This window comes from Diplocloster hominis (assembly GCF_032380655.1).
Classification (GTDB): Bacteria; Bacillota; Clostridia; order Lachnospirales; family Lachnospiraceae; genus Diplocloster; species Diplocloster hominis.
The window spans coordinates 41,506-56,429 of the sequence record NZ_JAWDIY010000017.1; the positions used below are offsets into that span (position 1 = coordinate 41,506).

A 14,924-nucleotide genomic window follows, 5' to 3' on the forward strand; every position below is an offset into this window, starting at 1 on the left:
ATTATTTCCCCTCCTGCTCTTTAATTTCTGGCAGACCGGCCACAGATGTCAGCAGGGATAAGATCCCGGCCAGCGCCGCGGCACTTCCCACAAATGCCCAGTTAACATCTCCAATCACTGCAGATGTTCCGATCGTGGCTGCTGCGGTCTGCGCAACAGTCTTAATCGCTCGTATTCCTGCGGCTTTAATCCATTTTAACATTTCTTCTTTCTTCATAATCCATATCCTCCTTAAAATAGTGTGATTACTGCGGTTATAATCGCTCCTACAACTCCCCCGGCCAGCGCGGTAATAACCGAGTTGCGGATGAGCCGGCAAGTATTTGCTGGAGCACTCTCAAGGGTCAATAGACGTTCCCCTTGCTGGCGCTGCTCTGTGAGCATATGCTCCATATTAATGGCCAGCTCCCGGACAGACAAAACAAGCTCCTGTAAAGATTTGCTATCCGCCTCAAGCTCTTTGACCCGATGTTTGAGCGACCCAATCTCATGATCATGACCCTCAAATTTAACAGCGGTTTCTGCATCTATGGCGATCATCTCCTTTCTGTGCAATTTAAAACCGGCCCCCGCAGGGACCGGCTGAAACGGTATCTCATTTTTTGTCTATCACCCTCTTTGCGTTTTTCCAGACGTTTGTTCTCTAAATAATAATTTATCATCGCACAAAACTTCGGCAGATCACGATGGCCGGTATTACACCGAGGCGGAAGTTAATGCATTGATCAATAACGTTAATGCAAAAACACAATTTCCTCTACAGCCAGTATCAGGCAGTATTAAAACATTTGCTAAAAATGCGCCACAAGGAATCACACATATATTAACAGGTAAAAGTACAACAGATTTACCATATGAGTATTGTGCTGGTTTTGTGATCAGACGCGCGACGGATGAATCCACAGTCGTACTTTTTTCTGTTCATACGTTAAAAATATATGTGGGTGGTTATTCAGGTGATACGTGGATGGGGTGGGCGACAATCCCAAATTAAAATGATCATTTGACAAACGGAATAAATTTACATGATACTTCTGCCAAATTTGCAATACTAAACGTAAGCTTCTCTCCTTGATTCACAATGATCTCGCGTGAATCATAGCAATCTGGAGCGACATTACACATTATCCTCCAGTCACTTTTTTTGTCTGACTTTGCAAAAAAATAAGAGGCAGATATAAGATTTGATGACATGTTGCGGACAAAAACGCTAAATACTCCATTTGCGCCAAATGTATATGCCCCGCCGTTAACAGCGGTTATATTTACAACAGATCCATAATTTAAACGATATAAATTATTATTTATCTCATTAATCGCGGACACAGCGCTCGTTTTCGAGGTTGTGGTCAGTGTGGTAAGATCACCGATCTTGTCTACCAGTACAGATAGTCGCTTTTTGATCTTGCCAAACAGGGTGTTGATCGGATCGCCGCTGGCCATATCGGCATCTGTGGACGGCGTTGTAAATGGTATCGGTGTTGTCGGATCGACCGCGCCAGCCGGTCCCTGCGGTCCGATGACAGGACCTAAATCAACAGTTGTTGTTGCCATATTACATTCCTCCTATTCATATGTGGCTATCAGGTGCCCTGACGCATTGACTGAAAATGTCGGTGTTGGTCCAGCCGGTCCCTGCGGGCCAGTTGCTCCTGTTGAACCTTTTGCTCCAGTATCGCCTTTATCTCCTTTTGGCCCCTGTGCCCCTGCGGCCCCTGTGTCACCTTTTGCACCTTTTATATTTCCGGTATAAACCCACTTCGCCGTACTGGCATTACCAGACACCGTACATCGGTATGTATTGCCAGTAGATGTATTAAGATAATTGTCATTAATCAGGGCGTCCGTTATACCAGATCCACTAAACGCCGTAGCCGTAGTGGAAGTACCCGTAATAGAGGTCCCCTGGTTCCAACGACTACCGCGTGTACCTGTATCTCCTTTTGCTCCCGCTGCTCCGGTATCCCCTTTATCACCCTTTATTCCCTGCGGACCCATTACATTACCTAAATCCAATACTTGTGCCATACTTTTTTCCTCCTCTATTCTCTAACTGTATACACCAGGCGACCTTCCTGAATTTCCAGGGGCGGTACCGGCTCATTATCGTTATGCGTCACTATCAAATGGCCGTTGCTGTCTACGGCTACTGCAAATAGGCCTGGATTCAACTGCGTGATTACCGCAACACCGTCTGGACCTTGTGGGCCTACTGGCCCTTGTTCCCCTTGTATTCCAGGGGGTCCAATGAAATCACCATTATCAAGTTTATTTTGCACTTCATTTTTGATTTGAATGGTTTCTTGTGTGGCTGTTGTAGCATTTACAATACATTCTTCTCCGCGCTGTATTACATCATTTAAGGCGACAAATTCATTTGAACTCTCTACCGCCTGATCACTAATATTGCTAGGAAGAACATCAAACATAACTATGGGAGTTGAAATAACATCGTCTCCGTTGATTATCTCTATTTCCACCAATAATTTCCCCGTAGCTGCAGTCATTTGGCTCGTTATACAAAAAATAGCCTCGTTGTCTGAGACTACCTCCGCATTATTATATACTAATTTCCCATCTGCCTTTTTACAAAAAATTCGTAGTGTCGATCCCGATATATCAAATACTTTCCCGTTGTCTGTCATTCTGACTCCGATCCGGCGCCCCGTGTCAAACTGTTTGCATTTTATAACCGGTACGATCAGTTATAAGAAATGAATTAAAAATACAAAAGTTACGAAATGTGTATATCTCGTGAATCCGCTGTTTTCGGGTCTTCTCGGCATTTATACTTAATGCCGTTGAGGGTTTCGAGCTTCTCGTAATGCGTAGGTCGTCAGTTCAAATCTGATTTCCAGCTGCTTGGAAACCTCTGATTTTATCAGGGGTTTTTTGATATTTAACAAATGACAAGTTTATGTCCTTTGAATATTATTGTATAATATTAAATAATGATTTAATATGATTATATTGAGGGTAATGAGGTGAATATTTTGAAAAAGCTTATATATTTACTAATCTTCAGCTTTATTATCATATATAATAAGTTAGAAACCAAAGCAGATACATTAGTTAATTATGATACTCATTTGGAAGATCTTGAGACACCGCCGGATATTATAAGTAAACTAAATGATTATCAAAAACAATTAATATATAAAAAAATTAACAGCAATAAAATTTACGATTCATCACAATTTTTAAATATTAAGTTTGGAAAAAAAGGGAATGTTACAGTTGACGACATTGATCCGGATTTGAGACTCATTTATTTAACCTATAAGAATACAGATAATCATGAGACTACTATGGTTTTCTTTTACAATTGGTGCAAAAGCAATAGTCTTATTAATATCTTAAATGAAGATTTTCTTGTATGTAATTATAATGCTGGAAATACGAATTATTTTGAAATAATTGAATTTTACGGCGCTATTTATTCCAAAACAGATGATCATGTAAAAGAATTGCTTGAGACCTCAGCTCCTACGCAGGTAGATTTTGGCAGCATTAGCCTTAGCTCACCCTCAAAATACGGATTGATGCCTAACTCATTGATTTTTGGGAGTTTTCTTACAACTTATAATGTAATGGATGATTCTGTAGCTGATGGAACATTCCTTTATTATCATAACTATAACCCTGCTGCAGAATACAAAGATTTGAGTGTAAATAATATTACTGTTAAAAATAATATAAATATTACTCAAAATCTCAGATATACGATTCCATACATAGCATTTATTGCATTAATAGGTCTTTTTATTTATTTATCTTTAACCGCTAAGGCACATAAAAAATGAGTCGGCAATGAGCCGGCAAAATGATTATCTTATACATAGTCATTTTTAGGATGAAAATGATCTGCCATTCCAGACAAATTATACTATAAGATTTTAGAAAACATTAAACCAATAGACGAATATTTCATTACGATTTATGCAGGGGTACGCACGAGTATGTACATATTAAGTACATATTTATAATAAGCTGATATCCGTATAATCGGCCGCCATCATATATCATAACCGGTTGCTAAAATTTATATAAATATGATAAAATAAAGTAAATTCCACAAAGAAAGAGAGGTATCTATAATGAAACAGGATATCCTAAATTTTACCATTGAAAAGACACATGAATTAATCAATGCCTTTTCATGCAGTGCTGAAACTAAGGCAGCAGCTCAGGCGTGGTTAAATTCAATCGGAACTGCAAATGAAGCCTCCGAAACCAAAAACTACCTAGATGAGCTGGAAGCTGATATTATGCCAATTGATACTTTAATCAGCTTTGCCGAATCTGATGCTGGGACCCAAGTCTTTGGCGAGAATGCCTCCAAGGTTGCTTCCCATGCGAAAGAAATAAAAGCTGCTGGAGCCAAGTACTGTGACTGTCCGGCTTGCGCAGCTGTGGAAGCGATTTTAGAAAATAAAGAGGAATTACTCAAATAATATTATTCTTGAAGGGGCTGTCGGGAAATATAATTTGCACACCAGATGTTGATGCGAAACTTGCAATCATGTTTCATATTTGGTATGACGGATTTATTTCCCGACAGCCCCTTTTTTGTATTCTGTAATTAGTAATAAGTTTAACAAAGGAGGTATACTATGATTTATCTTACAATTGCATTTCGAGTTTTAGAAATTATTCTGATATTCTTAGGTATACTGGCGTTGATCAAATATTTAAGAAAAAATTAATTGCTAATTTTTAGCAGAATCACGAATGTTTACTGGAAGTTTTAAAAAAAGCGGATGCGATTTAAAAAAATAACCTTTACATCCGCTTTCCCTATTCATTTAATAGGTAAAAGAATAATATCCTGTTTAACTATCAGTTATTTTTCCTGCCAGGATTGCCAATTCCCAGCCCATTTCACACGAATATATAAGGTCGGAACAGGTGAAGAACCGAATCCACGCATGATATATAACTGGGCTATAAAATCAGGGTAATTTAGAAGTTGTATGTTAATAAGGAATCCTCCGACCGTATTAGCATCTCTGGGAGATTTGGTTACAGTACCCGCCATCGCATCAGACACATAAATATAAGGATGGTTTATCATACTATTAAAGCTCCCATATTCCTCAGATGTAGCCTCATAGGCTGAAAAATTATCTTTCAGTGTATTTAAAGACTGTTCCACTGTAGCTTTACCATCTGACATGAATATTAAGTTAGCAGCATTGGGGCCTTGCGGACCAATGGGTCCCTGATCTCCTTTATCCCCTTTGGGACCTTGCGGTCCTATCGGACCAACTGGCCCCTGATTTCCTTTATCCCCTTTAGCGCCTTCTGGTCCTTGTGGACCAATACGGCCTGGATCTCCTTTATCACCTTTGGCACCTTCTGGCCCTTGTGGACCAACTGGCCCCTGATCCCCTTTATCCCCTTTGGAGCCTTCTGGTCCCTTTGGACCAATTGGGCCTGGATCTCCTTTATCACCTTTGGCACCCTGCGGACCTACTGGTCCCTGGTCCCCTTTAGGCCCAACATCTCCCTTAGGGCCGGTTGCGCCGGTAGGACCCTGTGGTCCTTCTGGACCAGTCAATCCTCTCGGACCGGTTGCGCCCTGTGGTCCTTCTGGACCAGTCAATCCTCTCGGACCATTCTCACCCTGTGGGCCTTCCGGACCAGTCAGACCTCGTAGCCCTTGTGCTCCGGCCTCTCCCTGTGGTCCTTGCGCACCTGTATCGCCTTTAGAACCTTGGATTCCCTGTGGACCAGCTGGTCCTGCTTCTCCTGTATCACCCTTTAATCCCTGCGGTCCTCTTGGTCCTATCGGCCCCTGCTCACCAGGATCTCCTTTATCACCTTTCAATCCCTGCTCTCCAGTGTCACCCTTCGGTCCTGCAGGGCCATCAGCACCTGCCTCACCGGCCGGTCCCTGCTCGCCGGGATCTCCTTTTTCCCCTTTCAGGTTGTTCAACCAATCAATCATGGTACCCTGGAACCCATAATCCACCGCAATCTCATAGGCCGATTTACCCTTCGCATATACGGTTGTATTTTCATCACCGATATACCAAAAGCCGTCCTCTCCAATATGAGGTGTAACACCGTTCTCTCCTTGTGATGGTTTGCCGGTATCAATACCGTTGATGTACCAGTTTCCATTTACCCCGATTTCGGGAAGAAACAGTGTATAAGTACTTTGATCAGACATATGTGTGTCCTCCTTAAAATTAATATCAGAACATTTGTTCTTCTATTATTATAGAACATTTGTTCGATTTCAAACAGTCCCAGAATTTGTATATCCAACAAGCAGACACATATAGTGTCATTATTTTGTATTTGCATACTGTCCCTCCGCACTTCTAACTTGACGAAACCAGTATAAAATAATAGACTTATCTTAAGTGATCCTTATAGCCAATCCAACATGATTACAAAAACAGAATTTCCAACATTCGTTTACATGAAAGGCAGGTCAACACATATGCTTCAGGTCTGTTACAGCAATTCCATAAAAGGTTCCCTGCGCTATGCACAGAGCATTCATTCCAATTTAATAAGAAACGATTCCAGCATCCGTTCCGCTGTATCGGCCTCAAATACCACAGAAAATACAACGTCAGTTCTCCCCGCAGCCACTTCCTCCCAGAAGCCGGCTGTTAAAAGTACCCTAACCCCTTTAGAGGGAAAATCCACAGATCTGGCCGCCTTATCCTTTGTCCTGTCTATCGGAGACATAATAACTCCCATTCTGTCTGATCATTGTCCCCGTAAAGCACTGATCCAACACATGTATTCAGACTACGATTATAGTACCGATCCTGAATCTGTTCAGGAAGCAACCATCCAAACAGAAACATATTGGCAAAACTGTATAAATGACCTCGAAATTCTCAAAACCCGCGCGTCTAATGGCGAACCAGTAAGGATCTGGTATGACAATACCCCTGACAGCATGTGTGGGCTTCTGTATACTTCAGATCTTCTCTGTTCCTTAGACTGTCATGTGACAGCCGTACCGCTCTCTCCCTGGTGTCCGAATGGAACCAGCTCCATAATCATCAATTCAGGCTGGGGCGAGGTCCCTCCAGAAGAATATGCAGGCTGCCTGTCCCGCGAAATCGAACTGCCCAAAGCTCTTCTGCTTTCATACTCCATGGAATGGCAGCGCCTGCAAAAAGAAAACAGCCCGTTGCGGGCTGTCGTTAGCGGACATGTAGTCAGTGTAGCGGAAACTTTTTATGATCCATTTATCCTCCGTGAAATTCCGGACGGGGAATTCAGCATCGCACAGCTAATCGCTAACGTGCTGACGAATGAAAATCTCGGGATCGGAGACTGGCAGATCGCACAGCGGATCATCTGCCTGATTGAAAGCGGCAGACTTCATACTGTGAAATCAGACAGCAGCCGCTATTATAACACCATTCTCCAATCCTCTAAATAAGCAGATTCTATTTCTTATTTAGCAGATCCTATCTCTGATTAAGCAGATCCTATTTCCGATTTAGCACCTCTTATTTTCGATTTACCATCTCCTATTTCCAATAAAGCATGCCCCGATATAAACAGAAACTATAAAATACCTTTCATCACCAGAACAAGCAGTATGCAGCTGACCAATACCAGTCCCGAGACAAGCACGATTCCGATTTTCCCTGACCGCTTACTGGAATGCCCGGTGGATTCCGGAATCAGCCTTGCTTTTCTCAGCGCTGTAACTAACGGTTTATAGATCAGCATCGTGATAGCAGCATTTAAACCACCTTTCAGCAGATTAAACGGTAAAAAAGCCGGAAGCAGTAATTCTGCCACCGCTTCCCTGGGATATCCCATATAAATCGGCGTGACAAAATAATTCCATAGAAGCATAATTCCCGTCATCAAAATAAGTCCTACGGCCAGGCCTCCTACCGCTCCGCCCACCGTATGCTTTTTCTTATAGATCACGGCTGCCGTACACGCAAAGGAACAGGATGACAGGATATTCATAATACATCCGATCACTCCCGTGTCACTAACCGTGAACATCTCTACCAGAGATACGATCACCGAGATTGCCAGTGAGGCGATTGGTCCGAACATAAACCCACCCATGGTTATAATAACATCCTTGGGATCATATTTCAGGAACAGTACGACCGGAATTCTCCCGATCACCATCACCAGATAGGCGATCGCGCACAGCATCGCCACCGTTGTCAGTTTCTTTGTTCTCGCATTCATACTTTTGCCCTCCTCTTAAAAAGTTTAAATTACAGGAGCTTATCCTGTTAAATAATAAAGAATCTCGCTTGTGAAACTCTCCGCCTGCAACGGGACGCCGAAAACGTCATCTTCCTTTTAGCCTCCGCTCGATCCCCGCGAAGCGTTTTATATCTATAGGAGATTCCTATGAAATATAAAAACACCTGAAAGATATGTCCTCCAGGTGTTAAAATTCCAGCTTGCGAAAACTCCGGCTCTTATACCAGCCGGTTTTTCTTAATATTTCAACACGCCTTCTTTCATCCAGACTATACTGTCGGTTTTGGAATTTCACCAAATCCTGTGCCCGAAAGCACCTGCGCTTACACGCTCGCGGACTATACCGCCGATCGGGAATTCTAAAAGTGCGAAGCACTTTCAGTCACCCTGCCCTGAAGACATCCAATATTCAAATGTTTGTTATAATTATAAGTCTCAACATACCTCCTGTCAATCCCTCAATGTCCATTCCGTTCCCCCAGCACCAATCCATTCCGTTTCCCCAGGTCCGCCACATTCCATCCAGGGCCATCCTTCATCCCACAATGCCGGCCCACGCACGGCCCCTACTCCTGCGCCGCCGCGAACTGTGAATTATACAGCTGCTCGTAATATCCCCGCTTTTTCATCAGCGTTTCGTGTGTCCCCACTTCTTCGATATTTCCGTCATGCAGCACCATAATCATATCCGCATTTTTGATCGTAGACAGACGATGGGCGATGACAAAGCTGGTGCGCCCTTCCAGCACCTTATGCATCGCATTCTGAAGCATTTTCTCCAGCCGGGTATCCACAGAAGAGGTGGCCTCGTCCAGGATCAGGATTTTCGGATCCTTCAGAATCGCCCTGGCGATGGTCAGCAGCTGTTTTTCACCCTGAGAAATATTATTCCCTTCCTCGTTGATCATCATATCATACCCTCTTGGCAGGGTTCGGATAAAATGATGGACATTCGCAAGCTTGGCGGCATTGATCACCTGATCCTTCCGGGCATCCAGCCGGCCGTAGCGGATATTGTCATAGATCGTTCCAGAGAACAGCCAGGTATCCTGCAGCACCATGCCAAAGAGCGCTCTTAAATCCTCCCGTCTCATATCCCGGATATCCACTCCGTCGATCTGTATACTTCCACTTTCCACATCATAAAACCGAAGCAGCAGGTTGATCAGCGTCGTTTTTCCGGCTCCGGTCGGGCCGACGATGGCAACCATCTGCCCTGCTTTTATCTGCGCATTCAGATTCTGCACCACCGGCGTGTCCCCATAGCCAAAGGTCACATGATCGAAGGTTACATTTCCTTTCACCTGGCTTAGCTGAACCGGCGGATCCGCTTCCGCCACTTCCTCTTCCTCCTCCAGTACCTCATAGATCCGGTTCAGGGCAGCAAACGCCGCCTGGAGCTGTGTCGATAACTGGGACACCTGGGACAGCGGATCGTTGATCTGCCAGATATAACGGATAAACGCCTGGAGATTGCCAACGGTAATATTTCCGGATATCACCTGAAAGCATCCCAGTACCGCGATACTTCCGATACACAGATAAGTGGTCAGGGAAATCAGCGGATTCATCAAAGAAGACACAAACTGGGCTTTAAACGCGTGCTTCTGCAGTTCATCATTGACCTCTTCAAACTGCCGGATCGAATCTTCCTGTCTTCCGAAAAGCAGGATTTCGTTATAGCCTCCATAAAGCTCCGTAATGGTTCCGTTTAACGCTCCCATGGAATCCTGCTGTGCTTTAAACTGTTTCTGGCTGCGTCTGACCACACCCCGGGTTATGATCAGGCTGATCGGGATAATCAGAATCGAGATACAGGCCATCAGCGGCTGAATGGTAAACATCATGGTAATGGCCAGGGCCAGTGTCAGAATTCCTGTAACAATCTGTATAAAGCTCTGCTGAAGTGCGTTCGATACCGTTTCCACATCGTTTGTGACGCGGCTTAGGATATCTCCGAATTTATGGTTGTCAAAATAGCGTACCGGAAGCCGGCGTACCTTATTCTGAACCTCATTTCTTAGATCATGCATGGCATTCTGTATCGAATTAGTCAACCAGAAAGTGCCGACGATCTGGGCCAGTGTCTTGATCAGATAGATCACCAGCAATACTGCCAGGATTCTAAGAATCACATCAAACTGTACCCCTGCACCCGGTTCCCCTTTTAATATATGCGAGGTATCCTTCGCCAGCTGAGTCGTAATCATACCTTCCACCGTAGGTGCCAGTGTCATAGCGCCCACGCCGAATACCGCCATGAACATAGCCCCCAGGAAGCTCCATTTATACGGCGCTATAAAGGGTTTGAGCTTCAGGACAGTCTCAGCCATATGTCTGAATTTTTTAAGCATTGGCTAATTCCTCCTCACTTAACTGAGATAATGCAATTTCCCGATAAATCTGACAATTCTTCAAAAGTTCCTGATGCGTTCCGATTCCCACCACACTGCCCTCATTTAACACCACAATCCTGTCAGCATCCACGATACTGGAAATACGCTGGGCCACGATCATAACGATCGCTTCTTTCGTTTCCTTCCTAAGCTCCCTGCGAAGCTTAGCGTCTGTCTTAAAATCCAGTGCGGAAAATGAGTCGTCGAATATGTAGACATCCGGACGCCTTACAAGCGCCCGGGCGATGGACAATCTCTGCCTCTGTCCCCCGGACACATTCGTGGCATTCTCCGTAATCAATTCCTCAAATCCACCTTTTTCCATGATAAAATCATAGGCCTGGGCAACTTTCGCCGCATGGGCCACTTCTTCCATGGACGCGTCTTTTTTTCCGTAACGGATATTCTCCGCTATGGTGCCGCCGAACAGCATGGCCTTCTGGGGAATAAAACCGATCGATTGCCGCAGTTCCTGGCTGGGCAGCTTACGGATATCCTCCCCGTTAATCAATACGCTGCCTTCCGTGACATCATATGCCCGCGGTACCAGATTGATCAATGTACTCTTTCCCGATCCGGTGCTCCCTATAAAAGCAATCGTTTCTCCCCTTTTCACAGCGAAAGACACATCCTTGAGCACCGCTTCTTCCCCATCCGGATAGACGAATGTAACATGGTCAAACCGAACCTCTCTTATGTCTATTTTGTCCAGATCAGCGGAAACGGCATCCCCGCTTTTTGTCCCATCTCTCTGACCTGGAATCCGTGTGGGGATGGACGGCGTGGTCTTAAGAACCTTCGTGATCCGCCGGGCACTGACCTGAGCCTTTGGATACATCATAAACACCAGGCAGAACAGCATAATCGAAAACATCACATGGAACAGATAATCCATAAAAGCGACCAGCTGACCGACCTGAAGTGAATTCTGGTTAATCAGGATACTGGAAATCCAGTAGATCAGCATACCGGCCAGATTCATCAGCAGGAAAAAGATCGGCTGCGTAACCGACATCAGTTTGAAAAGCCGTTTCGAAAATTTCATATAAGACAAATTCGCTTCATCAAACCTCTTTTTTTCATAATTATCATTTGTAAAAGCACGGATCACCCGGATTCCGCTCAGATTCTCCCTTGAAATACGGTTGATCCACTCCAGGGAATTCTGCTGGTTTTCACTGATCGATTCTGATATTTTAGCCACTATGATTACCCCCAGTATAATAAGAGGTATCGTAGCCAGAATTACCATAGACAGACGCAGGGAAGCTTTCAATACCAGAACGATACTGCTCGCGATCATCACAGGCGTCATCAAAGCAGTCCGCAGCAGGATATTCATAAACATCTGAATCTGGAACGCATCATTATTGGTCCTGGTGATCAGCGACGAGGTTCCGAACCGGTTAAACTCACTGTGCGAAAATGTCTGGGTCTTTCGGAAAATATCATTTCGCAGGTCTCTTACCACCGAGGTAGACAAATAGGCACAACAATATCCCAACAGGATCGTCCCTGCCACACCAACCAGAGATATCACCAAAATCAATCCGCCCATCTTCCAGATATAAGCGGTGTCCTGGTTCGATATCCCCCGGTCGATCATCTGAGCCACTATGGTCGGAATTCCCAGTTCCACCAAAGCAAATCCAAATACTGAAATCACATTTAATACAAATATTTTCTTATAATTCTTCAAGTAATTCAAAATCAGCTTCATGTCATCGTACTCCCGTATCTATTGCAAATTTTACATGTATCTTATAGCATACACTATCGGGTTGGGCGATAGTCAAGTTGTTTTTTCTTAACCGTTATCATTCACGGCCGCTTAGGAGGGGACTGGCATCTTTCGGCTGTAAAGCCAAACCGAACAGCAACTGGGTGGAGAAAGGGGCCTGTCCCCGGATGCCGAATGAACTCCAGTCAACATCCTGGGACAGGCCCCTTTCTCTGCGCAGTTACTATAAAGGTTTGGCTTTACAGCCGAAAGAAGCCAGTCCCCTCCCAAGCGGCCGAGAATGGTAACTCCTTTCGTGGCTAACAACATAAAATGTATCAGTAGAAAATATGATTTCCAATAATCTGCCCATCGATACCGGGGATGACTGTTCTAAAGTAGAGGGCATCCCCTACGGTGTTAGTCCCATTCAGTGCATCCTGGGCTGCCTGTACACAGCTTCCAGAAGCTCCCCGCTCCAGTACCATGTAGAAACGGCCGCTGGAAACCGGAGTGAACTGACGGGGCTGGGTGATCACCGCCATGACGGTGTTAGGGTAAGAACCACTGCGGACACGGTTTAAAACAACGTTGGCGACTCCGATTTTTCCCTCGTAGCTCTCTCCTCCGGCTTCGCATTCAATGATGGCAGCCAGGGCAGCCAGGTCGCTTCCCGGATCGATCACGTAGTCGTTGTTCGGATTGTTTTTGTCCTGCTCCCTGGCCCGACGGGCCATTTCCAGCTCCTGCTCGTATTTTTGGCGAAGTTCGTCCAGGGTTCCTTCTTGCTGCTGGATCTGCTGCTCATACTCTTCGGCTTTTTGCTCCGCGTCTGATATCATGCCCTTATATTGGGAGATCTTATTTGAGGTGCTGTCCACCAGTGTCTGGATTTTTTTCTGCTGCTGATCGGCTTCTTCTTTCAGACTTTCCAGATCTGCCTGTTCCTGCGTCAGATCGACTTCTTTTTGGGCGATGTCCGCCTTGGTCTGCTGGAATTTTTCCAGCATAGCCCGGTCGTAGGCAGCCATCTGCGTGTAATAATCCGCACGGTTCAGAAGATCAGCCACGCCGTCCGCCTCTACGAGAATCTCCAGCATACTGGTATTCCGATGCTCGTACATATACTGGATTCTCTTTTTCATGGCCTCGTACTGCTCTTCTTCCGTCTGCCTGGCAGCTTCCAGCTCTTCCTGGGTAATACGGATTTCCTCTTCCTTGGCCGTTATCTGCGCGCTTAACTCTTCGATCTTATCGTTTACCTTGGACAGTTCGCTGTTTAGATTATTCAGGTCCGTTTCCAGTCCGCCCTTCTGGTTTTTCAGATCGTCGATCTGGTCCTTTGTATCCTGCAGATCCGATTCCGTATCTTTCTTTTCCTGTTCTTTTTGTTTTATCATATCGGATGTACTGCTGGTCGCATATACCGTCAGGGAGCTTATGATAAATAAAACGAATACGAGCAGCAAAGTCACTGCTCTTTTCCATTTTTTCATACTTTACCTCCATTGGAGCATTTACCGCGGTGTGGGCGGTATGTTTTGTTCCATCCCTATACTACTATAAAACAAGCGTTCTGACAAGTTTTCTGCTGAATTCTGCTTTTTTACGTACAATCCTGTAATAATACTGCTGCAAATTTTTTTCAGGAAAAATATTGGAATTCTTTCGGCTCCGGCGCTTCAAACACTTTACCGGAAAGATAGGACAGTTCTCCTGTGAATTGCGGGAATTCCATCCGAATGGAATGTAATAGCTGATGCACAATCTTGTATTTCTTTTTATAAATTAGATTGATTCTGTCATCCCCGTATTTGCTGTCCCCTATGATCGGATGCCCGATAGAGGCCAGATGGGCACGGATCTGATGGGAACGTCCGGTGATCAGCTTTACTTCCAGCCTGGTCCAGTCCTTTGTATGAAGCAGGGGCCTGTACTCCGTCTGTATATAGGCGGCCTGCGGCGTCTCCTGCCGCGTGATTATGACCTGATTCGTCTGATTGTCTTTTCGCAGGTATCCTTCCAGCCTGCTGGATTCCGACAGTTCACCAACAGTGATGCAGTGATAGTATTTGTGCAGGCTTCGGTCTTTTAATGCTGCGGACATGGCCTGCAGTCCCGGAATAGTTTTTCCAGCCACAATAAGGCCGCTGGTATTTCGGTCCAAACGGTTACAGACGGAAGGGCGGACATGGCGCAGGCTTTCTTTTGTGCACTGTCCGGTATCCATCAGATAAGATAAGATATGCTCATTCAAAGATATATCCTGTGGTTCTGCCTTCTGTGACAGCATTCCGGCCGGTTTATTCAGTATCAGGATATGCTCATCCTCATAAATGATGGAAAGCTTCGGTTTGACATATATCAGATCTGACTTTGAAAACTTTTCCAGCGTTTCTTCGGAAAGGAAAAGTTTTATTTGGTCCCCTTCGGCCAGCCGTTCGCTGCCGTCGGCTTTTTTCCCGTTCAGGGTAATATTTTTCTTGCGGAGCATTTTGTAGAAAAAGCTTTTCGGTGCCTGGTTCATATATTTAGCCAGCCATTTGTCCAACCGTTGTCCGGCCTCGTTGGATTTTATTTTCACTTCTCTCATA

At 44.8% G+C, this 14,924-nt stretch carries 15 protein-coding genes and 1 riboswitch; of the genes, 4 read left to right on the top strand and 11 right to left on the bottom strand.

The features are described from left to right. Position 1: 1 nt before the first annotated feature. On the bottom strand, positions 2 to 217 hold the full coding sequence (locus tag ABC831_RS15845; protein ID WP_343249075.1) for a holin: 216 nt from the start codon (positions 215 to 217) through the stop codon (positions 2 to 4). Between the two features lie 14 nt (positions 218 to 231). Further along, complete coding sequence (locus ABC831_RS15850) at positions 232 to 540, bottom strand: hypothetical protein (protein WP_343249076.1); 309 nt, start codon at positions 538 to 540, stop codon at positions 232 to 234. A 181-nt stretch (positions 541 to 721) separates the two neighbouring features. Between ABC831_RS15850 and ABC831_RS15855 the strand changes: the two genes are divergently transcribed. Further along, positions 722 to 994 carry a hypothetical protein gene (locus ABC831_RS15855; RefSeq protein WP_343249077.1) on the top strand — a complete coding sequence of 91 codons (273 nt, stop codon included), beginning with the start codon at positions 722 to 724 and terminating at the stop codon, positions 992 to 994. A gap of 5 nt (positions 995 to 999) precedes the next feature. Here ABC831_RS15855 and ABC831_RS15860 read toward each other — a convergent pair whose 3' ends face one another. Genes ABC831_RS15860 through ABC831_RS15870 form a run of 3 tightly spaced genes read right to left on the bottom strand, consistent with a single transcriptional unit; the run spans position 1,000 to position 2,705 of the window. Beyond that, entirely contained in the window at positions 1,000 to 1,554 is a 555-nt protein-coding gene (locus ABC831_RS15860) for a hypothetical protein (protein ID WP_343249078.1), read from the bottom strand. A 12-nt stretch (positions 1,555 to 1,566) separates the two neighbouring features. Further along, positions 1,567 to 2,028, bottom strand: a complete 462-nt coding sequence (locus tag ABC831_RS15865; RefSeq protein ID WP_343249079.1) for a hypothetical protein — start codon at positions 2,026 to 2,028, stop codon at positions 1,567 to 1,569. A gap of 14 nt (positions 2,029 to 2,042) precedes the next feature. Beyond that, positions 2,043 to 2,705 carry a BppU family phage baseplate upper protein gene (locus ABC831_RS15870; protein ID WP_343249157.1) on the bottom strand — a complete coding sequence of 221 codons (663 nt, stop codon included), beginning with the start codon at positions 2,703 to 2,705 and terminating at the stop codon, positions 2,043 to 2,045. A gap of 288 nt (positions 2,706 to 2,993) precedes the next feature. On the opposite strand from ABC831_RS15870, the gene ABC831_RS15875 reads away from it, so the two are divergent. Next, positions 2,994 to 3,803, top strand: a complete 810-nt coding sequence (locus tag ABC831_RS15875) for a hypothetical protein (protein ID WP_343249080.1) — start codon at positions 2,994 to 2,996, stop codon at positions 3,801 to 3,803. A 294-nt stretch (positions 3,804 to 4,097) separates the two neighbouring features. After that, entirely contained in the window at positions 4,098 to 4,454 is a 357-nt protein-coding gene (locus ABC831_RS15880; RefSeq protein ID WP_343249081.1) for a molecular chaperone Hsp90, read from the top strand. Between the two features lie 389 nt (positions 4,455 to 4,843). Here ABC831_RS15880 and ABC831_RS15885 read toward each other — a convergent pair whose 3' ends face one another. Next, a complete protein-coding gene (locus ABC831_RS15885) occupies positions 4,844 to 6,175 on the bottom strand; it encodes a collagen-like domain-containing protein (RefSeq protein WP_343249082.1) in 1,332 nt (443 codons plus the stop codon). Between the two features lie 255 nt (positions 6,176 to 6,430). On the opposite strand from ABC831_RS15885, the gene ABC831_RS15890 reads away from it, so the two are divergent. Next, positions 6,431 to 7,414 (top strand): DUF3658 domain-containing protein, encoded by a 984-nt coding sequence (locus tag ABC831_RS15890; protein WP_343249083.1) that lies wholly within the window; start codon positions 6,431 to 6,433, stop codon positions 7,412 to 7,414. Between the two features lie 128 nt (positions 7,415 to 7,542). Here the strand turns inward: ABC831_RS15890 and ABC831_RS15895 are convergent, their stop codons facing one another. From ABC831_RS15895 to ABC831_RS15915, 5 genes are all read right to left on the bottom strand, one after another. Beyond that, positions 7,543 to 8,193 (bottom strand): ECF transporter S component, encoded by a 651-nt coding sequence (locus ABC831_RS15895; protein WP_343249084.1) that lies wholly within the window; start codon positions 8,191 to 8,193, stop codon positions 7,543 to 7,545. A 269-nt stretch (positions 8,194 to 8,462) separates the two neighbouring features. Further along, positions 8,463 to 8,618, bottom strand: a riboswitch (FMN riboswitch). 162 nt (positions 8,619 to 8,780) lie between these two features. Then, positions 8,781 to 10,568, bottom strand: coding sequence for an ABC transporter ATP-binding protein (locus ABC831_RS15900; RefSeq protein WP_343249085.1), 1,788 nt, complete (start codon positions 10,566 to 10,568; stop codon positions 8,781 to 8,783). After that, on the bottom strand, positions 10,561 to 12,330 hold the full coding sequence (locus ABC831_RS15905) for an ABC transporter ATP-binding protein (RefSeq protein ID WP_343249086.1): 1,770 nt from the start codon (positions 12,328 to 12,330) through the stop codon (positions 10,561 to 10,563). Before ABC831_RS15905 ends, ABC831_RS15900 begins: the two co-directional genes overlap by 8 nt. Before the next feature lie 338 nt (positions 12,331 to 12,668). Then, a complete protein-coding gene (locus ABC831_RS15910) occupies positions 12,669 to 13,826 on the bottom strand; it encodes a cell wall hydrolase (protein ID WP_343249087.1) in 1,158 nt (385 codons plus the stop codon). Positions 13,827 to 13,975: 149 nt separating this feature from the next. Beyond that, complete coding sequence (locus ABC831_RS15915) at positions 13,976 to 14,923, bottom strand: RluA family pseudouridine synthase (protein ID WP_343249088.1); 948 nt, start codon at positions 14,921 to 14,923, stop codon at positions 13,976 to 13,978. Position 14,924: the final 1 nt, after the last annotated feature.